20 protein-coding genes are annotated in these 18,978 nt (G+C 59.2%); 9 read left to right on the forward strand and 11 right to left on the reverse strand.

Annotation, left to right across the window (positions count from 1 at the left end):
• Window positions 1-74: 74 nt before the first annotated feature.
• Together ileS and SHM7688_RS08585 are read right to left on the reverse strand one after the other, a co-directional pair.
• Window positions 75-2,975: an isoleucine--tRNA ligase gene (gene ileS, locus SHM7688_RS08580; RefSeq protein ID WP_058239701.1), complete on the reverse strand. Its 2,901-nt coding sequence runs from the start codon at window positions 2,973-2,975 to the stop codon at window positions 75-77.
• Between the two features lie 364 nt (window positions 2,976-3,339).
• On the reverse strand, window positions 3,340-3,537 hold the full coding sequence (locus SHM7688_RS08585; RefSeq protein WP_058239525.1) for a hypothetical protein: 198 nt from the start codon (window positions 3,535-3,537) through the stop codon (window positions 3,340-3,342).
• Between the two features lie 310 nt (window positions 3,538-3,847).
• Between SHM7688_RS08585 and SHM7688_RS08590 the strand changes: the two genes are divergently transcribed.
• On the forward strand, window positions 3,848-4,255 hold the full coding sequence (locus tag SHM7688_RS08590) for a group III truncated hemoglobin (protein WP_058239526.1): 408 nt from the start codon (window positions 3,848-3,850) through the stop codon (window positions 4,253-4,255).
• Between the two features lie 6 nt (window positions 4,256-4,261).
• Here SHM7688_RS08590 and SHM7688_RS08595 read toward each other — a convergent pair whose 3' ends face one another.
• Together SHM7688_RS08595 and SHM7688_RS08600 are read right to left on the reverse strand one after the other, a co-directional pair.
• On the reverse strand, window positions 4,262-5,266 hold the full coding sequence (locus SHM7688_RS08595) for a YcjF family protein (RefSeq protein ID WP_058239527.1): 1,005 nt from the start codon (window positions 5,264-5,266) through the stop codon (window positions 4,262-4,264).
• On the reverse strand, window positions 5,263-6,675 hold the full coding sequence (locus SHM7688_RS08600) for a YcjX family GTP-binding protein (RefSeq protein ID WP_058239528.1): 1,413 nt from the start codon (window positions 6,673-6,675) through the stop codon (window positions 5,263-5,265). Before SHM7688_RS08600 ends, SHM7688_RS08595 begins: the two co-directional genes overlap by 4 nt.
• A 147-nt stretch (window positions 6,676-6,822) precedes the next feature.
• Between SHM7688_RS08600 and truA the strand changes: the two genes are divergently transcribed.
• Together truA and SHM7688_RS08615 are read left to right on the forward strand one after the other, a co-directional pair.
• Entirely contained in the window at window positions 6,823-7,587 is a 765-nt protein-coding gene (gene truA / locus SHM7688_RS08605) for a tRNA pseudouridine(38-40) synthase TruA (RefSeq protein ID WP_058239529.1), read from the forward strand.
• A gap of 249 nt (window positions 7,588-7,836) precedes the next feature.
• Window positions 7,837-8,958, forward strand: coding sequence for a beta-ketoacyl-ACP synthase III (locus SHM7688_RS08615; protein WP_058239531.1), 1,122 nt, complete (start codon window positions 7,837-7,839; stop codon window positions 8,956-8,958).
• A gap of 414 nt (window positions 8,959-9,372) precedes the next feature.
• Here SHM7688_RS08615 and SHM7688_RS08620 read toward each other — a convergent pair whose 3' ends face one another.
• Window positions 9,373-10,248: a helix-turn-helix transcriptional regulator gene (locus SHM7688_RS08620; RefSeq protein ID WP_058239532.1), complete on the reverse strand. Its 876-nt coding sequence runs from the start codon at window positions 10,246-10,248 to the stop codon at window positions 9,373-9,375.
• Window positions 10,249-10,251: 3 nt separating this feature from the next.
• Window positions 10,252-10,710 carry a hypothetical protein gene (locus SHM7688_RS08625; protein ID WP_058239533.1) on the reverse strand — a complete coding sequence of 153 codons (459 nt, stop codon included), beginning with the start codon at window positions 10,708-10,710 and terminating at the stop codon, window positions 10,252-10,254.
• 392 nt (window positions 10,711-11,102) lie between these two features.
• Here SHM7688_RS08625 and SHM7688_RS08630 point away from each other — a divergent pair, with 392 nt between their 5' ends.
• Entirely contained in the window at window positions 11,103-11,720 is a 618-nt protein-coding gene (locus SHM7688_RS08630) for a thymidine kinase (RefSeq protein WP_058239702.1), read from the forward strand.
• A gap of 29 nt (window positions 11,721-11,749) precedes the next feature.
• On the opposite strand, the gene SHM7688_RS08635 is transcribed toward SHM7688_RS08630, so the two are convergent.
• Genes SHM7688_RS08635 through SHM7688_RS08650 form a run of 4 tightly spaced genes read right to left on the reverse strand, consistent with a single transcriptional unit; the run spans window position 11,750 to window position 14,394 of the window.
• Window positions 11,750-12,703, reverse strand: a complete 954-nt coding sequence (locus tag SHM7688_RS08635; protein ID WP_058239534.1) for a 2-hydroxyacid dehydrogenase — start codon at window positions 12,701-12,703, stop codon at window positions 11,750-11,752.
• The gene (locus tag SHM7688_RS08640) at window positions 12,700-13,053 is read right to left on the reverse strand and encodes a tRNA-binding protein (RefSeq protein WP_058239535.1); all 354 of its coding nucleotides are present in this window, start codon (window positions 13,051-13,053) and stop codon (window positions 12,700-12,702) included. The genes SHM7688_RS08635 and SHM7688_RS08640 overlap by 4 nt, the downstream gene beginning before the upstream one ends.
• The gene (proC, locus tag SHM7688_RS08645; protein WP_058239536.1) at window positions 13,046-13,861 is read right to left on the reverse strand and encodes a pyrroline-5-carboxylate reductase; all 816 of its coding nucleotides are present in this window, start codon (window positions 13,859-13,861) and stop codon (window positions 13,046-13,048) included. Before proC ends, SHM7688_RS08640 begins: the two co-directional genes overlap by 8 nt.
• Before the next feature lie 32 nt (window positions 13,862-13,893).
• The gene (locus SHM7688_RS08650) at window positions 13,894-14,394 is read right to left on the reverse strand and encodes a type III secretion system chaperone family protein (RefSeq protein WP_058239537.1); all 501 of its coding nucleotides are present in this window, start codon (window positions 14,392-14,394) and stop codon (window positions 13,894-13,896) included.
• Between the two features lie 263 nt (window positions 14,395-14,657).
• Here SHM7688_RS08650 and SHM7688_RS08655 point away from each other — a divergent pair, with 263 nt between their 5' ends.
• Complete coding sequence (locus SHM7688_RS08655; RefSeq protein ID WP_058239538.1) at window positions 14,658-15,485, forward strand: PhzF family phenazine biosynthesis protein; 828 nt, start codon at window positions 14,658-14,660, stop codon at window positions 15,483-15,485.
• A 62-nt stretch (window positions 15,486-15,547) separates the two neighbouring features.
• Here the strand turns inward: SHM7688_RS08655 and SHM7688_RS08660 are convergent, their stop codons facing one another.
• Window positions 15,548-15,787: an accessory factor UbiK family protein gene (locus SHM7688_RS08660; RefSeq protein ID WP_058239539.1), complete on the reverse strand. Its 240-nt coding sequence runs from the start codon at window positions 15,785-15,787 to the stop codon at window positions 15,548-15,550.
• A gap of 121 nt (window positions 15,788-15,908) precedes the next feature.
• Between SHM7688_RS08660 and lgt the strand changes: the two genes are divergently transcribed.
• From lgt to SHM7688_RS19860, 4 genes are all read left to right on the forward strand, one after another.
• The gene (gene lgt / locus SHM7688_RS08665; protein ID WP_058239540.1) at window positions 15,909-16,778 is read left to right on the forward strand and encodes a prolipoprotein diacylglyceryl transferase; all 870 of its coding nucleotides are present in this window, start codon (window positions 15,909-15,911) and stop codon (window positions 16,776-16,778) included.
• Window positions 16,775-17,833: a class I SAM-dependent methyltransferase gene (locus tag SHM7688_RS08670; RefSeq protein ID WP_058239541.1), complete on the forward strand. Its 1,059-nt coding sequence runs from the start codon at window positions 16,775-16,777 to the stop codon at window positions 17,831-17,833. The genes lgt and SHM7688_RS08670 overlap by 4 nt, the downstream gene beginning before the upstream one ends.
• A complete protein-coding gene (pgeF, locus tag SHM7688_RS08675) occupies window positions 17,830-18,588 on the forward strand; it encodes a peptidoglycan editing factor PgeF (protein ID WP_058239703.1) in 759 nt (252 codons plus the stop codon). Before SHM7688_RS08670 ends, pgeF begins: the two co-directional genes overlap by 4 nt.
• Window positions 18,589-18,748: 160 nt before the next feature.
• A complete protein-coding gene (locus SHM7688_RS19860; protein ID WP_188128115.1) occupies window positions 18,749-18,889 on the forward strand; it encodes a hypothetical protein in 141 nt (46 codons plus the stop codon).
• Window positions 18,890-18,978: the final 89 nt, after the last annotated feature.

Consider the following 18,978-nt stretch of genomic DNA (forward strand, 5'->3'; position numbering starts at 1 on the left):
CCACAGCGCAGCTCCTATAGCCATGAAAAAGGGCGCCCAAAACCGGACGCCCTTTCGATCTCATTCGCAAAGCCTCAGCCCAGCGCGTCGTTACAGCGGCCACACACGCCTTCATGGCTGTGGCTGCCCACGTCAGGCAGGATCTTCCAGCAGCGCTGACATTTATCGCCGTCTGCCGTCTTGAAGACCACGCCAACACCAGCCACTTCATCCAGCGTAAACGCGCCTTCCGGCGCAGGCGCGTCACTCACAACAAGACCAGAGGTGATGCACAGTTCATCAATGTCGATCAGGCTCAGCAGGCGACGGGTCTCCTCATCGGCCACATGCACCACAGGCGCCGCCTCAAGGCTGGAGCCGATCACCTTGTCACGGCGCTGCACCTCAAGCGCAGAGGTCACCACACGGCGCACCACACGCACCCGCGCAACATTCTCTTCGTTCTGAAGATTGCGCCAGCTCGCCGGTGTCTCCGGGAAATCAACCAGATGCACAGAGCTGTCCTCGCCCGGATACCGCTCCAGCCAGACCTCTTCCATGGTGAACACCAAAATCGGTGCCAGCCAGGTTGTCAGGCGGTGGAACAGGTGGTCCAGCACCGTCCGGCAGGCACGCCGCTGCAGCGTATCCCCGTCACAATAGAGCACGTCCTTGCGAATATCGAAGTAGAAAGACGACAGATCCACCGTGGCAAAAGTGAACACCGCGCTGAACACCCCTTGGAAATCAAAGGACGCATAGCCCTTGCGCACCACCTCATCCAGCTCCGCCATACGGCTCATCACCCAGCGGTCCAGTGGCGGCATGTCCATCGGATCTTCGATCCGATCCGCCTCGGTGAAATCGGCAAGCGAGCCCAGCATAAAGCGCATGGTGTTGCGCAGGCGACGATAACTGTCGGCAACACCTTTGAGGATCTCATCCCCGATGCGCTGATCGGCGGTGTAATCGGTCTGCGCCACCCACAGGCGCAGAATATCAGCGCCATATTGCTTCACCACCTTCTCTGGCACGATGGTATTGCCAAGCGACTTGGACATTTTGTTGCCCTTGGCGTCCAGCGTGAAGCCATGGGTCACCACATTGCGATAAGGCGCGCGGCCTTTGGTGCCACAGGCCTGCAGCAATGAGCTGTGGAACCATCCCCGGTGCTGGTCGGTGCCTTCCATGTAGACGTCGGCAATGCCGTCCTCGGTACCGTCCTCACGATCACGCAGCACAAAGGCATGGGTTGAACCGGAGTCAAACCAAACGTCGAGCACGTCAAAAACCTGCTCCCACTCGTCTGCATTGTAAGCTTCGCCAAGGAAACGCTCTTTGGCCCCGTCAAAGTACCAGCAATCCGCGCCTTCTGCGTCAAAGGCCGCCTTGATGCGGGCATTGACCTCCGGGTCGCGCAGCAAGAAGCCTTCATCGGTGGGCAACAGACCTTTCTTGGTGAAACAGGTCAGCGGCACACCCCAGGCGCGCTGACGGGACAGCACCCAGTCCGGGCGGTTTTCAATCATGGAATAGAGACGGTTGCGGCCTTTTTGTGGGGTCCACTTCACCAGCTCATCAATCGAGCGCAGCGCACGCTCGCGGATGCTATCCCCCATCTCACCTTTGCCGTCATCCAGCTTGCGATCCACAGAGGCAAACCACTGCGGCGTGTTGCGATAGATGATCGGCGCCTTGGAGCGCCAGCTGTGCGGATAGCTGTGTTTGATACGGCCACGCGCAATGATGCCACCGGCCTCCACCAGCTTGGCGATGACGGCATTGTTGGCTTTGCCTTCCTTGCCTTTGCGGTCGATCACCTGCAGCCCGGCAAAGAACGGCACATGCGGCAGGAATTCGGATTGCTCGCCCACATTGTGGGTCATCCGCTCCAGCCAGTTGCGCGCCACAAAGGCCTCATAGTCTTCCTGACCATGGCTTGGTGCCGTGTGCACAAAGCCTGTCCCGGCATCATCGGTGACGTGATCGCCGTCAATCATCGGGACATCGTAGTCCCAGAAGCCATCCGCGCCATCGATACCTTTGAAGGGGTGCGCGCAGAGCAGTCCGTCAAACTCGCTTGGTGCCACATCACGCACACGGGTGAACTCGGTCACCCGAGACTTCTGCAGACAGTCTTCAGCGAGTGTATCCGCAAAGATGTAGAGATCGCCGGGTTTGGTCCAGCTTTCCTCTTCGGTCGTCTCCACGCGGTACAGGCCGTATGCAATACCATTGCCATAAGCCACCGCACGGTTGGAAGGGATGGTCCATGGCGTTGTGGTCCAGATCACAACATGTGCTTCAGCCAGATCACCTTCGGCGTTCTGGAAGGAGAACGGCACCCAGATCGTGTGGCTCTGGTGATCGTGATATTCCACCTCAGCTTCCGCCAGCGCGGTTTTCTCAACCGGCGACCACATCACAGGCTTAGACCCCTGATAGAGCGTGCCGTTCATGAGGAACTTCATGAACTCATCGGCAATCACCGCCTCAGCGTGATAATCCATGGTGATGTAAGGGTTTGGCCAGTTGCCAGTGATGCCCAGACGCTTGAATTCCTCGCGCTGGATGTCGATCCAGCCCTCGGCAAACTTGCGGCATTCCTGACGGAACTCCACCACATCCACTGCGTCTTTGTCTTTGCCCTTTTTGCGATACTGCTCTTCGATCTTCCACTCGATCGGCAGACCGTGACAATCCCAGCCCGGCACGTAACGCGCATCATGGCCCATCATCTGATGGGAGCGCACGATCATATCCTTGATGGTCTTGTTCAGCGCGTGACCGATGTGCAGATGGCCGTTGGCATAGGGCGGGCCGTCATGCAGGATAAAAGGCTTACGATCTTCTTTTTCGCGCAGACGGTCATAAACGCCCATGTTTTCCCAGCGTTCGAGCCAGTTTGGCTCACGTTTGGGCAGCCCCGCGCGCATTGGGAAATCGGTTTTGGGCAGGTTCAGCGTATCTTTGTATTCAGGTGTATCGGCACACATGTGTCCGGTCCTTTTCAGGCGGTCATATTTGGAATGAGAGAGGGCGGCGCGGTCTTCCATACGCCTTGTCCCGGCGGCTCGATCAGTTAGAGCGCCGGGCTGATAATTCGAATGATAATTGCGAATATCTGCGTCATACCCGCCTTATAGGCCGCAGCACGCACAGGGTAAAGCCATAAGGACAAGGCACCCCGCCTGCCTGCGCACGACAAAAAAGAGGGCACGCAATGCGTACCCTCTTCCCGCTTAAATGATTGGCTGGCTGGACCTGGCTACGTGGCTGGCGCTATGGCTGGCTGCGTTGCTGGACCTGGCTTGCTGGTCACTGTACGTAAGCGGCCCGTTCTTTCAGGCGCTCCGTGAGTTAAGCGGCCTGGCCTTCAAAGCTTCCGCACCAGTCGTTGCTTTTCACAACTGGCCAATGTGCGTCGCCGTGCATTTCCTCTTCGGTGAGGAAGGTTGGCGCGCTGAAACGGCAGAGGCCACCGGTTTCTTTCGCAGAGGTTTCTTTCACAGCTGCGTTGTCAAAGAAGGCGCAAACGTTACAGGCTTTATCGGTCATGGTTCTCTCCTTTTGCTGTTCAGGAAAAGACGTGGCTGGCGTTTGGCTGGCTGGGTCCGCCTGATGGCTGATGTGTTTTCTGTCGACTCACCTGAGTGAGTTCTTGCCCTAGGCTTAGATCAGAATGATTCTAGTTTCAAGAATTTTTGTTTACTTTCAATTGGTTGATTGATTTACTCAACAACAAAATCCGAGTATTTTGCTTACCAAAAATCCGACAAAATCACTCACATCTGGCACCGGGTGCGACTGTCTTGCAGTTGCAAGATCTCAACCGCGATTTTAGGTAGGAAAAAAAGGAGTTCGGCACATGGCGTCTCTGCCTCCCAAATTTGATGTAACCCGAAATGACATCGCCCGGGTCGTGGCCGCCTTTTATGAAATGGTGCGCCAGCATCCCGGGCTTGGCCCGGTTTTCGCCGTGCATGTAGAAGATTGGCCGGGGCATGAAGCTAAAATTGTAGATTTTTGGGCCAATGCCATTCTTCATGAGCGCAGCTATGACGGCAATCCGCTTAAGGTGCACCGCGACGCTGGCAATGTGCGCCCGGGAATGTTCGAGGCTTGGCTGGCCCTGTTTGACATGACCCTCAAACGCGAGCTCTCTGAGACACAGGCGGCGGCCTGGTCGGCCTTGGCCCATCGCATTGGCCGCAGTCTGCGCGCAGGTGTTGTGGAAAAGGTGAAAGGCCCCGGGGGCGTGCCGATCTTGCGGTGAGCAAGCTCACCTCTCTTTAGAGAACAGACCGGTCAGAGCCCGTTTCACCAGCCCCGCCACAGAGGGGCGACGCCCCTCCCCAAAAGGCAGCGGTCGGCACACCTCCATTGCAGCAACGCCAACACGCGCGGTCAAAGCGCCATTCACAATGCCTTCGCCAAACCGGCGGCTTACTTTGGCCAGCGCGCCGCCGCCCGCGATGGTCCCAATCAGATCATCGCCCGCCGCCACAGCCCCCGTGGCCACCAGATGCGTCATCACCGCGCGAAACAGGCGCCAACTGCCCAGCGTGCCGGACCGGCCGCCATAAACCTCCGCAATCCGCCGGATCATGCGCAGATTGGACGTCAATGCCGCCACCACATCCGCTAAGGCCAGCGGCACCAAGGCGGTCACCGCCGCCACTTGCCGGGCCGCTGCCTCCACTTCACGCTGCGCGGCCTTATCCAAAGGTGCCATCAATGCGATTTCGGCCAAAGCCAGAAGAGCATCCGCATCCAGCACCTCGTCGCGCTGCCGCCTGAGACTGTCACGCCCCCAAGACAGATCTTCGCGTCCGCGATAGAACTGCAACAGCGCGTCCACAATGCTCCGCGCCTGTCCCATCTCATGGGCCTGCACTGCCGCTTCTGCACGCATCTTCAAGCCATCCACACGCTTGAGACGCGCCAAACCGGCCAGCTCCTTCAGAACAATCATCACAGCCAGCAAAAGCGCCGCCGCTCCGATCCCCATCACGGCCCATCCAAGATAGAGATTGCGCGCCACCAGCCCGGTGGCAAAATCCCAAGCCGCCATGGACACAGCCGCACTCACGAACAGCCCCACAAGCGCCCAGAACCACCGTGTCAACCGGCTGGGCCTGCGCGCTGCCAATTGCGCTGTGACCTGCATTGCCTGACCTGTCGGGGCTGGTGCCATCAGATCAGGCACCGGAGCCGCCTCTGTCACGTCGACGCCATCGTCACATTCGATCAGAACGGGCCCGGTTTTGCTTGGTTCGGAGCTCACAGCATATCTCCAATCAAAAACTGCGCCGCGCGGTCCACGCGGATATGTGGCGGGCCGCTCCCGGGGCGCAATGTGTTGGCGGCGGGGGCAAACTTCATCACCTGATAGTCGTCATCCAGCCACTTGGCTGCACCAGAGCGGGCCGCATTGAGCAGGACCGTCGGGTCCTCTGGCAAGTGACCGGGATAAAAGGCCGCCTGCCGTCGATCCGCCAGCAACTGTCCGCGCACACAGTCCAACTGACGCCCTTCATGAACCACCGTTTCCTCCACCGTGGTGCGCAGCGAGGCAAGCGACAGGGCGTCGGTCTTGGCCCCAGCAAACTGCGCGCGATCTGCGGCCTCACGCGTCAGCGCCTGCATGATATTGGTCAACTGCGGATGCTGACGATGGTGCAGGTGATCCGCTTTGGTGGCCGCAAAGAGGATTTTCTCCACCCGTTTGCCCCGCAGCAACCTTGCAAGAAAGGCGTTCCGCCCCGGGCGAAAAGCGGCGAGCGTGTCGGCCAGACCAGCACGCATGTCTTCCACAGCTTGCGGTCCGGCATGAATGGCCCCCAGCACATCGACCAGCACCACCTGCCGGTCGATGCGCGCGAAATGGTCGCGGAAAAATGGCTTCACCACCTGTGCCTTATAGGCTTCAAAGCGTTTTTCAAACACCCGCCACAACGATCCGCGCTGCGCTTTGCCCGCCTCAGGCAAAGGCGCAAATGTCAAAACAGGCGATCCGGCCAGATCGCCGGGCAGCAAAAACCGCCCCGGTGTACAATCTGAAAACCCGGCCTCACGCGCCGCCTGCAAATAGGTGGTAAACTGCGCCGCCAGCGCCTGTGCCTGCGGCTCTGACAGCGGGGCCAGCACATCCGTGTCGCGCAGCAGCTCATGATAGCCGCGGGCAAGATCCCGCCCCTCGGTGCGCGCCAGCACCTCGCGGCTCCAAGTGGCAAAGCTCTTGTCCATCAGCCCCAGATCCAGAAGCCATTCACCGGGATAATCCACAATATCCAGATGCACGGTGCGCGGCCCCTGAAAACCGGACAACAGCCCATTGGGACGCACCCGCAAGGACACGCGCAACTCGCTGATCGCGCGCGTGCTGTCTGGCCAGACCGGCGCGCTGCCCGTCATGGCCGCCAAATGGCGCTCATAGTCAAAGCGCGGCACAAGATCATCTGGCTGTGGCTGTAAAAACGCTGCCTCAATCCGCCCTTCTGCACAGGCGGCAAGCTGTGGCATCCGTCCCCTGTCCAGGAGATTGGCCACCAAGGAGGTGATAAAGACCGTCTTGCCAGACCGCGCGAGCCCCGTAACGCCCAGACGGATCACCGGATCAAACGCCCCCGTCACCGTCTCTGTGACTGTTTCAATCTGGCGCGCCAGACCCTCTGCAACTGTGGAAATGACCAATTGTGGCCCCTTTGCCTGCTTCAAACAGAACCTAAGCCCGCCGCCGGGGCATTTCCAGTGGGGACAATAGCGCCAAATTTCCCCGCCACTGCCCCAGCGCAAAACCGCGCTCTTCAAATTGCTGTGGCAATCGGCTACCTGAGGCGCATGCCCAGATATGCTCTTCAAGTTGAATACCACGGTGCCCCCTTTGCAGGCTGGCAGCGACAGGCCGATCAGCCCTCTGTACAGGGGGCCATCGAGGCGGCGCTGGCCAAGCTTGAGCAACGCGCCCACACCATCGCGGCCGCCGGTCGCACAGATGCGGGCGTGCATGGCCTGGCACAGGTGGCCCATTGCGACATGGAGAACGACTGGGATCCATTCCGGCTGTCCGAAGCGCTGAATTTTCAGCTCAAACCCGCGCCCGTTGCCATTGTGAACTGCGCGAAGGTGGCTGACGACTGGCACGCCCGGTTTTCCGCCACTGAGCGGCGCTATCTGTTTCGCATCCTGATGCGGCGGGCACCCGCCACCCATCAGGCTGGCCTCGTATGGCAGGTGAAACACGATCTGGACGTTGCGGCCATGCAAGCGGGCGCGGATCACCTGATTGGCAACCATGATTTCACCACCTTCCGCAGCTCGATCTGTCAGGCGGCCAGCCCGCAGAAAACGCTTGATGAGCTCAGAGTTGAGCAAGTCGACGGTTTTGGCGGGCCGGAGATCCGCTTCCATGTGCGTGCGCGCTCTTTCCTGCATAATCAGGTGCGCAGTTTTGTCGGCACGCTTGAGCGCGTGGGCGCAGGAGGCTGGCAACCGGAGGACGTGGCACAGGCCCTGCAGGCCCGCGACCGCGCCGCCTGTGGCCCGGTCTGTCCCCCACAGGGGCTCTATCTGGCCGGGGTCACCTATCCGGATGCACCGTTCTAAGGGCCTTTCACCCGCGCGATGTTTATGGCGCCAAGCAGGGCTCCCGCACCAAAGCGCTCATCACAGATGAGGCTTTCGCTTGGGCCCGGCTCAGCTGCGCTGAGCCTGTGCCCATTTTGCACCCAGAGGAAAAACCCGCGACCGCCCATAAAACAAGGCCACCAAGGAAATTGACCATAGGTCAACCCTTGACGTTCTGTTCAAAAATAAGGCTAGCTGCGCGCCACCAGAACCACTCAAGGCCCAGTTATGTTTAAGCCCGCGATCACCGGAACCGGTGTCTTCACACCTGAGAACATCATCACCAATGACGAGCTGGTCGCCAGCTTCAACGCCTACGCCGACAAAATGAACGCAGTGAACGCCAAGGCCATTGACGCCGGCGAGATGGCGCCCCTGCAACATTCCTCCAGCGAATTCATTGTCAAAGCCTCCGGCATCGAACAACGGCACGTGCTGGACAAAGAAGGCGTCCTCAATCCCGATGTGATGCACCCGCAACTGCGCCAGCGGGACGATGATGAGCCCGGTGTGATGACCGAAATGGCACTGGACGCCTGTAAAAAGGCACTGGCTCAGGCACAGGTGGAGGCGTCAGAGATCGATCTGGTGATCTGCGCCGCCTCCAACATGGAGCGGGCCTATCCGGCTATTGCCATTGAAATTCAAAAAGAATTGGGGGCGGGCGGCTTTGCCTTTGACATGAACGTCGCTTGCTCCTCTGCCACCTTCGGCATTCAGGCTGCGGCAGATATGGTGCGCGCGGGCTCTGTGCGCAAAGCCATTGTGGTCAACCCGGAAATCTGTTCCGGCCACCTGGAATGGCGCGATCGTGACTGTCACTTCATCTTTGGGGATGTGGCCACAGCCTCGGTGATTGAGCGCAGCGAAGACGCCAAAGGCGCGCATTTCGAAATCATCTCCACCCGCTGTGCGACGCAATTCTCCAACAACATCCGCAACAACAACGGATTCCTGCGCCGCTCACGCCCGGACGGGGTGATCGACCGCCGCGATATGCAGTTCATGCAAAACGGGCGCAAAGTGTTCAAAGAGGTGGTGCCCATGGTCTCCACCCATATGCTGTCCCATATCGCAGAGGAGGGCATCAGCGCTGATCAACTGAGCCGCCTCTGGCTGCATCAGGCCAACAAATCCATGAATGATTTCATTGGCAAAAAGGTGCTGGGACGCACACCCGAAGACGGGGAGCAGCCCAACATTCTGCAAGACTATGCCAATACATCATCCGCAGGATCCATCATCGCCTTCTCCAAATTTTCAGACGACCTCACTCCCGGCGACTATGGCGTGATCTGTTCCTTTGGCGCCGGATATTCGGTTGGTTCGGTCCTGCTAAAGCGCCGCTGATCCAGTCACATTTGGTCACAATGATTCGAGTGTGCCGGGGCTGAAGCCCCTGGCACCTATCATTTATGACAGTTGAAATTCAAAAAACTGTTAAAATTGACAGCTTTGTTAACCTAACTTTCTAAAGTCCTGACACAAAACTCCCCATCACGATGGGCTACCATCATAGGTGGATGGAGCTGTTGTCTCATCGTGGCGCTACCCCAGGTGTCCTGAGACAACAGGTTCGAGGCGCGATTTCCGCAAATCCCCGTCCGCTCTGTGCTGTCCCGTACAGAGGTTTCAATGCACACCCGTGCACAAATATTCCCGTAGGTCATTTTATGATGCAAGGGTGTTCTGGCTTCCAGAACACCCTTATTTCATGCACGTCTCACATCGCGGTTTTGGCAGCCTTCAAGACCCTAGCAAAGATCAGTCTTTTCTGTACCGGAAAGTGCTGCCATGCGGCACGCCCATTTCCACCAAAACGCCGCCAACTTTTTGGTTCATCCGATGCAGGGGGTCCTGCACCAGCCCAACACTCATGGCCAGCGCTGCCAGATCCGCCCTGTTGGCCAAACCAGTCTTGGCCAACAGGTTGTTCATCCGCTGACGCACCGCAGAAACCGAAATCTCAAGCTGTTCGGCAATCACCTTGTCCTGCAGGCCAGCTCCAATCATCTCAAGCAATTCCCGCTGCTTGTCAGAGATGCTGTTACGCTGTGTAAACTCGGCGGCAAAATGGGTCTGATATCGCTGATGCCCCATCATCGCCACCGCGTTGAGCACCCAGCCATGGGTCTGAATGATGTGGCGCATTTCGCGCTTTGAGTGGTCCCCACAGAAGGTGATCAGAGCAGCCTGCGGCGGCGCATGCAGGCGCAAAGGCACAGAAAACCCCGCCCTCAGTCCCCGCTCGGCGGCTTCGCGCAACACCGCATGCCGAGCTTCGGGCATATGATGATACTCATCGACAAACTCCAATCCGACAGCAATAGGGGTCAGATGATGCACCGCATGCGTGCGAAAATAGCTCCATTTGGCCACATCCGGATCTTCGTTAAAGGTGTTCAACCACGTGCTGTCATAGGAGGTCCGAATAAAAAGCGTGCGTTTCCAATTGGCAAAGTTATCTGCACAAATAAAATCGATGTAGGGCAGATTGAGTGCGCGCCCCACCTCCACAATCAAACCCCACACTTCCGCAGAGCTCTGTGTGGCTTCGAGATCTGTCAAAAACCCCTGCAACAGATCAGGGGTATGTCGCTCGGCCGCCAGCAACGGCCGTCGCTGGCGTGGCCCCGCCATGGCTTAAACGGATTCCTCTTCCAGATGCAGCTTCATGTCCACCAGGACCCGCTGCAGCGCCACCGTCTCCTGCAAAAGCCGCTTGGCCTCCGCAACCGTGATGATCCCATCTTCGATGGATTGATTGTATTCCGCCATCAACATGGCAAAGCGCTGACTGAGAGCAATGACATCTGAATTCACGCCGCCCTTGTCGTCAGAGTTGCGGCGACGCCCCTCAAGGTTGAGCGAATTTCCGCGCAACTCGGCCAGTGCGGCCGTCACATGCGGGTAAGAGGCCGCCTCTTCCAGCGCCGCCACCGCATCAATTGGCATGAACCGATCCGCATGTTCGTCGTGGGTGGAATAATAGCGTCCCAATGTCGCCTTGGATTTCCCTGTCAGCGCACAGGCCGCTTCAATACCTACGTCCTTGACCAAAGCCTCAGAATGCTTCTTCAGATAGCTGTCCACCACGGTCATGCACTTGTCCCAACTTCTCATTATTGCTGCACCTCTTTCCCAGATTTCCCATTTGAGGGGAAGACGTGCAAAATTTTCCCATTTCTTGAATTACCCTGAATCTGGCATTTGAGAAAGACCGGATGCGTTTCGTCCGGCGGTATCAGTTTCCGGCGGGTGGGCCGGATTACAGGAAGAGCGCTGCGCAGCCTGTCACCTGCGCCTTGTTCGGCAATTGAGCCGCACGGCCTGACCCTATCATCCCCATTGGCCTTGGCCACGATGGGACGGGCCGTGCTTCTGATTTTGTGCAAGACCCACCGCCACCTTACACCCGGCAAACGGGATTGTTTTCGTCCAACAGAACCATCCCCCCCTTGCGTGACCGGGGCGATGCAGCCTATCAGGCGGCCATGGCCAAGCTCTACTTTCAATACTCGACGATGAACGCCGGCAAATCGACAGTGCTCTTGCAGGCCTCTCACAATTACCGCGAGCGGGGCATGCGGACCTACCTGCTGACCGCGCGGTTTGACAATCGTGCCGGTGAAGGTCGGATTGCGTCCCGCATTGGAATTTCAGAACCCGCAGACACCTTTGACGCCACCTCCGATCTCTTTGCTCAGATCAGCGCTCGCCTGTCCCAAGGCCCGCTCGCCTGTGTCTTCATTGATGAAGCGCAGTTTCTGAGCGAGGCACAGGTCTGGCAACTGGCACGTGCGGTGGACGATCTGAAGGTGCCCGTTATGTGCTATGGGTTGCGCGTGGATTTTCAGGGCCAGCTTTTCCCAGGCTCCGCGGCATTGCTCGCCTTAGCCGATGAAATGCGGGAGGTGCGCACGATCTGCCATTGCGGTAAGAAAGCCACCATGGTGGTGCGTCAGGATGAAAGCGGACAGGTGCTTCGAGAGGGCGCACAGGTGCAGATCGGTGGCAATGAAAGCTACGTCTCTCTCTGCCGCCGCCACTGGCGCGAAGCAATGGAAGACAGCCTCTCAGGTGACAGCGTGGCAGACTTCGCTTCACCCTAAACATGCGCGCCTCTCAGGGCGCGCTGGTATCACACCTGATTGGGCGGTGTTTCTCCACGCTCAAAGGCCAGCAAGTTGTCAACGGCCATCATACCCATCTGACTGCGCACCTCCAGTGCGGCCGTGCCCAGATGCGGCAGCAGCGTCACCGTATTGAGCTTGCGCAGCGCCTCTGGCACGCGCGGCTCAAACTCATAGACATCCAAGCCAGCCCCTGCAATCTTGCCCGCCTGCAACGCTGCAACCAGCGCCGCTTCATCCACCACTTCCCCACGGGAAATATTGATGAAATGCGCATGGCTCTGCATGGCCTCAAAAATATCTGCATCAAACAGATGATGCGTTTGCGCCCCACCGGGAACAGCCGCCACAAGCACATCCACCTGCCCCGCCAGATCCGCGAGGCGCTCCACGCGCGTGGCCTCAAACGGAAGGTCTTTGGCAGAGCGGTTCCAATATTTCACCGGCATGTTGAAGCCATAATGACACCGGGCCGCGATGGCTTGGCCAATACGGCCCATACCAACAATACCAACGGTTTTCCCCGTCACATGCAGCCCCAGCATCTGCGTGGGATGCCAGCCCTTCCAACCGCCAGAGCGGACCAACCGCTCCCCTTCGCCTGCACGACGCGCACTCATTAGGATCAGGGTCAATGCCACATCCGCTGTGGCGTCAGTCACAGCGCCCGGTGTGTTGCTCACCGCAATGCCAGCCGCCTTTGCCGCGGCCACGTCGATGTGATTATACCCCACCCCAAAATTGGCCAAAAGCTTACAACGCGGTGTGTCTACATCTGCAAACACGCCCGCATCAAACACGTCCCCCAAAGTCGGCAAGACAAGATCAAAGTTGCGCAGCGCATCGCGCAGCTCATCTGACTGCATTGGCAGATTGTTGAGCCGCACAGTGACATGAAACGCGTCGCGAGCGGCAGCCACCACAGCATCGGGCAGCGGGCGCGTGATCAACAACCGTTTCAATGCAAACGCCCTCCATTAGGCACAACGGCGTCTTTGCGCGTGCCATCCGGCCCGATCAACACGATCTCACCGTTTTCATCGGACAGTCCCAGAACCAATATCTCCGACATGAATGTGCCAATCTGGCGCGGCGGGAAGTTCACCACCGCCATCACCTGCTGACCAATCAGCCCCTCAGGCGTGTAATGCGCCGTGATCTGCGCCGAGCTTTTGCGCACGCCGATGTCACCGCCAAAATCCACCCAGAGTTTGATCGCCGGTTTACGCGCCTCCGGATAGGGCTCCGCCTGCACCACCGTGCCCACGCGGATGTCCACTTTCAGGAAATCCTCAAACGCAATCTCAGCCATTGGCCAGCTCCCGGCTACGGTCGGCAGCGGCCCCAACGGTCTTGATCATCAAGGGAGGCAATCCCACCGCCGGATCCATCAGCACATCAAGGCCTGCCTGCGTTGTGCCATTTGGGCTGGTCACATTGACGCGCAGTTGCTCAGGTGCCTCCTCGGCCTGCTCTGCCAGCGCGCCTGCGCCCGCTACCGTTGCCTTGGCCAGAGCCATGGCCAACTCCGGAGACAGCCCCTGCGCCTCGCCTGCCGCCGCCATACATTCAATCATGTGAAACACATAGGCCGGGCCGGAGCCCGATAGGCCCGTCACCGCATCCATCTGGGTTTCCCGCTCAAGACGCACCACCTGCCCAACCGCCTGCAGCAGCGCCTCTGCCGCTTCCAGCCCGGTCAGACCCGCAGGTCCATTACCCACAATCGCTGTAATACCCTTGCCCACAGCCGCAGGCGTGTTGGGCATGGCGCGCACAATCGGGGTGAGCGCCCCAAGAATGTCCTCATAGGTGGCAATGGAAATACCAGCCGCAACAGACACAAACAGCGTGTCCCCATTGCCCATTTCCTTAAGCACAGGCAGGGCATCGCTCATCATCTGTGGCTTGACCGCAATCAACACCACGGCCGGGGCCTGAGGCAAGTCAGCATTCACATGGACGCCGCTTTGGCGCACCCAGTCACTCGGGTTGGGATCCTGCACCCACACAGATGCAGACGGCAGACCATCCGCCAGCCACCCCTGCAGCATGGCAGATCCCATCTTGCCGCACCCCAAAAGCACCAGACCGCGCTCGGCAACAAAAGTCATGTCCATGAAAGCCCCCTTTGTGGTTTTGGGGGCCAGTGTTACGCCCGCCCGTAGGCCTCTGCAATGGCTACTTGCATTGCATCTTTCACAGTTCGCTCGCCCCAAACCACAAGCTGAAAGGCCGGATAAAAGCGCTCTGCATTCTCAATGGCGGTGCGGATCATGGTGTCAATCTGATCCGGGCTCGCCATCTGCCCACCGCTCAACACAAGACCATAGCGATAGATCATCAGCTTCTGCTGCTCCCAATAGGTGAAAGCCCCGCCCCAGCATTCGTCATTCACCGCATTGAGCGCCTCATAGAGCTGCGGCAGCTTGCTGCGCGGCGGCTCTGCCTCATAGGAACAGACCATCCGCAGGGTCTCATCGAAGGCGGACCAAGCCAGAGTGATCGAATAGGTCTTCCACTGGCCTTCCACGGCCATAGCGATCTGATCATCTGCAATCCGGTCGAAGTTCCAGTCGCGCCCCTCGGCGAGATGCTCCACGATGTCGATCGGGTGCAAATCTTCCTCAAGAAACTGTTCTGATAATGCCATAGCGCCACCTCATTTATCTGCACGCTATGGGATTGGCAGCTCCCTAGCGCTTGGTGTCTGCTCTAGGGCCTGTGGATAACTCGACCCCCCTAACAACATATGGTGGTGCGCCGACTCATCAGTGTAAAGCAAAATATCTGTGGATAACGCAATAAGTTGTGGATTACTATACCTTAAGCACAAGTCTTCGCCAGATGGGCGCAGGCCCCTAGAACGACTGTGTCCGGCACCCTAAATACCTCCAATTTAAAGGACTTCAGGCCATGCCCCGCAGCTTTGCATTCGCGCAGGTGGATGTCTTCACCGACACGCCAACATGTGGCAACCCGTTGGCGGTGGTGCATGGTGCAGCGGCTTTGTGCGACACACAGATGGCGCAGCTGGCGCATTGGACCAACCTCAGCGAAACCAGCTTTCTGCTGCCCCCGAGCACGCCAGAGGCCGACTATGGCCTGCGCATCTTTACGCCAACGCAAGAGCTGCCGTTTGCCGGGCATCCCACATTGGGGAGCTGTCACGCATGGCTCACGGCAGGAGGGCAGCCCAAAGGCCACGATATAGTGCAAGACTGCGCCGCTGGGTTGATCCGCATCCGTCCGGACGCTCAAAAGCTCTTCTTCACGGCGCCACCTCTGTTGCGCAGCGGGCCTTTGGCGCAAGATCTTGTCGCGCGCGCCTGCGCTGGTCTTGGCCTCGATACCGCAGAACTCGCCGCGTCGGCCTGGGTCGACAATGGCCCCGGCTGGGCCGCGCTTCTGCTCAACGATCACAGCCGCGCCATGGCGCTCACACCCGATTACGCGATCCTCAACGGCATGCGCATTGGCATTGTCGCGCCCTCACCAGAGGCCGGGATTGATTTTGAAGTGCGCGGCTTTTCCGCTGGCGGATTTGAAGATCCGGTGACCGGCAGCCTGAATGCCGGTATTGCCCAATGGCTGATCTCAGCAGACATCGCCCCCACCCAATATGTGGCCGCACAGGGCACCGCTCTTGGCCGCAAGGGCCGCGTGCATGTGGTGCAGGAGGGCAGAGAAATCTGGGTGGGTGGCGCAGTGCAGAGCTGCATTGAGGGCACAATCACGCTGTAGACGCCAAAGAAAAAGGCCAACCCGAAGGCCAGCCTCTCGTCGACTCAAAAACCGCTTGTGGCTTACTTGCCTTCCAGCGCTTCAATGCGGGCCTTGAGCGCTTCGTTTTCTTCGCGTGCCTTCTGCGCCATGGCACGCACCGCGTCAAATTCCTCGCGGGTCACGAAATCACGGTCCGCCAACCAGCGGTCCATCAGCGATTTCATCGCGTTTTCGGCCTCGTCCTTGGCACCCTGCGCCACGCCCATGGCATTGGTCATCAACTGGGACATATCATCCATGAACTTGTTCCGGGTTTGCATCGCACTCTCCGCTAAATGATCCTGCCCCCTATATGGGCACCAAGCCGCTCAGACACAAGGTTGACTTTGTCGCGCCACCAAGGCCACTTGTGGCGCAAATCCATAAGCCCGCGAGCCGCTCATGCCATTTCCCAATATTTCGCCAGAGATCTTCTCGATTTCGCTCTTTGGTATGGAATTTGCCCTGCGCTGGTATGCGCTGGCCTATATCGTTGGCATCCTGATCGGCTGGCGCATTGTAGTGGCCACGGTCAAACGCGCAGCGCTCTGGCCCAATGACACCGCCCCGATCACCCCCCGTCAGGTCGAGGACTTGCTCAGCTGGGTGATCATTGGCGTGATCGCCGGCGGGCGTCTGGGCTATGTGATCTTTTACAAGCCGGCTTTCTACATCGCCAACCCCGCCGACATCATTCGCATCTGGGACGGCGGCATGTCCTTTCACGGCGGCATGCTGGGGGTGATCCTCGCAGGCTGGCTGTATTGTCGCAAATACGACCTGCGCCCGCTTCAGGTGGGGGATGCCATGGCCCTTGGCGTGCCTATTGGCCTGTTCCTTGGGCGCATTGCCAATTTCATCAATGCCGAACTCTGGGGACGCCCCACCGATCTGCCATGGGGCGTGGTCTTCCCCGGCTATGCCGCACAGGACTGCGGTCAGCTTGTCGGCCTCTGCGCACGTCACCCCTCACAGCTTTACGAGGCGCTGATGGAAGGGCTGGTCCTTGGCGCAGTGATGCTCTACCTCGCCTATCGTCGCGGCGCGCTCAAACATCCCGGCACCCTGATTGGCGTGTTTTTGATGGGCTACGGCAGCGCGCGTTTTATTGTTGAATTCTTCCGCCAGCCGGATGCGCAGTTTATCTCTGAGGGCAACCCGCTGGGCCTCGCCCTGCACATCGGAGGCTATGGTTGCACCATGGGTCAGCTCCTATCGCTGCCGATGATCGCCCTTGGCCTTTACCTCGTGATCCGCGCGCGCCGCACATGACAGGGCTCACGCAACATCTGCTGGCCCGCATTGAGGCCCACGGCCCGATGACTGTGGCTGATTTCATGACAGAGGCGCTGCTGCACCCCACTCTGGGCTATTACACCACGCGCGATCCTTTGGGGGCGGCGGGCGATTTCACCACCGCGCCAGAAATCAGCCAGATGTTTGGCGAGCTCATCGGGCTTGCCTTGGCGCAAACTTGGCTGGATCAGGGGGCCCCCGCGCCTTTCACCCTCGCAGAATTGGGCCCCGGTCGCGGCACGCTCATGGCGGACATCCTGCGCGCCACCCGCGCCGTGCCCGGCTTTCACGCCGCCGCAGAGCTGCATCTGGTTGAGGCCTCCCCCACCCTACGCAGAAAACAACGCAATACCATCCCGACCGAGATCACCCATCACGACACCATCGACACAGTACCCCAACAGCCGCTGTTTCTGGTGGCCAATGAGTTCTTCGACGCCCTGCCCATCCGCCAGTTCCAACGCGGACCCACCGGCTGGCATGAGCGCCTGATCGCCATGCGCGACGGCGCGCTGAGCTTTGCCTTTGGCCCCGAATTGCCACAGCCGCAGCTCGAACACCGGCTGAGCGACACCACACAGGATATGATCGTGGAAACCTGCGCGCCTGCTCTGGGGGTTGCTTCCGAGATTGGCGCGCGCCTGCGCGATCATGGCGGCGCGGCCCTGATCATCGATTATGGCGATTGGCGCTCCAAGGGGGATACGCTTCAGGCCCTGAAAAACCATACCTTTATTGCGCCTTTGGAAGCGCCCGGAGAGAGCGATCTCACGGCGCATGTGGATTTTGAAGCTCTCGCGCAGGCCGCGCCCTGTGCCCATGCCAAGCTGACCCCACAGGGCGTCTTTCTGGAACACCTCGGCATCACCCCCCGCGCGCAATCCCTGGTCCCCCACCTCACGGGGGCCGCTCTGGAAAGTCATATCGCGGCGCATCGGCGCTTGACGCATCCAGAGGAAATGGGAAACCTGTTCAAAGTGCTCGCTCTCTTCCCCAAGACCTGCACACCCCCACCAGGATGCCTGACATGACGCTTGAGATTCTCACCTCTGATCTGCTTGCCCCTCTGCACCACGGGTTCTTCACCCGACGCGGCGGAGCCTCCTCCGGTGTTTTTCACGGCCTCAACTGTGGCACCGGCAGCTCTGATCAGTCTGAAATTGTCGCCATAAATCGCCAACGCGTGGCCGACGCCATGCAGGTGACCCCCGCCCACCTGACAGGGGTGCATCAATACCACTCTGCCGACGTGCATATCGCCGTCGCGCCACTGACCGGAGAACGCCCCCGCGCGGATGCTCTTGTGACAGCCACGCCCGGTCTGGCCCTGTCGATTCTCACCGCCGATTGTCAGCCGGTTCTCTTTGCCGACGCGGAGGCCGGTGTGGTCGGTGCGGCCCATGCCGGATGGCAAGGTGCTTTGGGCGGCGTCTTGGAGGCCACGCTGGAGGCCATGGAAACCCTCGGAGCCAGCCGCGCCAACACCCACGCCGTCATTGGCCCCTGCATCAGCCAATCCGCCTATGAAGTGGGCCCGGAATTCCTGGATCGCTTTTTGGCGCAGGACGCAGACAATCACCGTTTCTTTGCTCAAGGCACAGGGGATCGCCTGTTGTTTGACCTGCCCGGCTACGGGCTGCACCGGCTGCACAGCGCGGGCATCGGACAGGCGGAATGGACCCGCCACTGCACCTATTCCGACCCGGATCGTTTCTATTCTTACCGCCGCACCACCCATGCGAAAGAAGCGGATTATGGCCGGTTGATTTCCTGCATCCGCCTGTAAGTTAAAGGCTTTTCAAGACCCGCCAAAGTGTCGCGACATTTTCCTTAAATCTGACCAATCCTGCCGCATCTGCGCCGCATTTCCCAACGAGACTGATCGCAAGTTGGAAACAATCGGCCCGTAGAACACTGCAAAGAGGCCAGAGCCCAGGAGAGCAGACATGAAAACTCAAAGCCGCTTCATCAAATCCGTGGTTGCCGCATCCAAGGCCGATACGCCGCAAATGCCATGGGCCCGCGGCACACGCCGCGCCGCCTTTATTGCCAAGCGCAAAGGGGCCATCCTCAAGCGAGCCGCCTGAGGCCACAGATCTCCCCGACCCCTCGTTTTTCGCAAAGCATCCTGCCCTCCAGCAGGATGTTTTTGCGTTTTGCACAAACATCCTGCGCA

This window comes from Shimia marina (assembly GCF_001458175.1).
Taxonomy (GTDB): Bacteria; Pseudomonadota; Alphaproteobacteria; order Rhodobacterales; family Rhodobacteraceae; genus Shimia; species Shimia marina.

Coding starts and splice junctions, on each gene's coding strand:
- SHM7688_RS08640 (WP_058239535.1), bottom strand. CDS start 13,053: ATGGCTGAGATTGCGTTTGAGGATTTCCTGAAAGTGGACATCCGCGTG.
- ileS (WP_058239701.1), bottom strand. CDS start 2,975: ATGTGTGCCGATACACCTGAATACAAAGATACGCTGAACCTGCCCAAA.
- SHM7688_RS08670 (WP_058239541.1), top strand. CDS start 16,775: ATGACAGGGCTCACGCAACATCTGCTGGCCCGCATTGAGGCCCACGGC.
- SHM7688_RS08620 (WP_058239532.1), bottom strand. CDS start 10,248: ATGGCGGGGCCACGCCAGCGACGGCCGTTGCTGGCGGCCGAGCGACAT.
- SHM7688_RS08590 (WP_058239526.1), top strand. CDS start 3,848: ATGGCGTCTCTGCCTCCCAAATTTGATGTAACCCGAAATGACATCGCC.
- SHM7688_RS08650 (WP_058239537.1), bottom strand. CDS start 14,394: ATGGCATTATCAGAACAGTTTCTTGAGGAAGATTTGCACCCGATCGAC.
- truA (WP_058239529.1), top strand. CDS start 6,823: ATGCCCAGATATGCTCTTCAAGTTGAATACCACGGTGCCCCCTTTGCA.
- lgt (WP_058239540.1), top strand. CDS start 15,909: ATGCCATTTCCCAATATTTCGCCAGAGATCTTCTCGATTTCGCTCTTT.
- SHM7688_RS19860 (WP_188128115.1), top strand. CDS start 18,749: ATGAAAACTCAAAGCCGCTTCATCAAATCCGTGGTTGCCGCATCCAAG.
- SHM7688_RS08615 (WP_058239531.1), top strand. CDS start 7,837: ATGTTTAAGCCCGCGATCACCGGAACCGGTGTCTTCACACCTGAGAAC.
- SHM7688_RS08585 (WP_058239525.1), bottom strand. CDS start 3,537: ATGACCGATAAAGCCTGTAACGTTTGCGCCTTCTTTGACAACGCAGCT.
- SHM7688_RS08660 (WP_058239539.1), bottom strand. CDS start 15,787: ATGCAAACCCGGAACAAGTTCATGGATGATATGTCCCAGTTGATGACC.
- SHM7688_RS08630 (WP_058239702.1), top strand. CDS start 11,103: ATGGCCAAGCTCTACTTTCAATACTCGACGATGAACGCCGGCAAATCG.
- SHM7688_RS08625 (WP_058239533.1), bottom strand. CDS start 10,710: ATGACCGTGGTGGACAGCTATCTGAAGAAGCATTCTGAGGCTTTGGTC.
- SHM7688_RS08655 (WP_058239538.1), top strand. CDS start 14,658: ATGCCCCGCAGCTTTGCATTCGCGCAGGTGGATGTCTTCACCGACACG.
- proC (WP_058239536.1), bottom strand. CDS start 13,861: ATGGACATGACTTTTGTTGCCGAGCGCGGTCTGGTGCTTTTGGGGTGC.
- pgeF (WP_058239703.1), top strand. CDS start 17,830: ATGACGCTTGAGATTCTCACCTCTGATCTGCTTGCCCCTCTGCACCAC.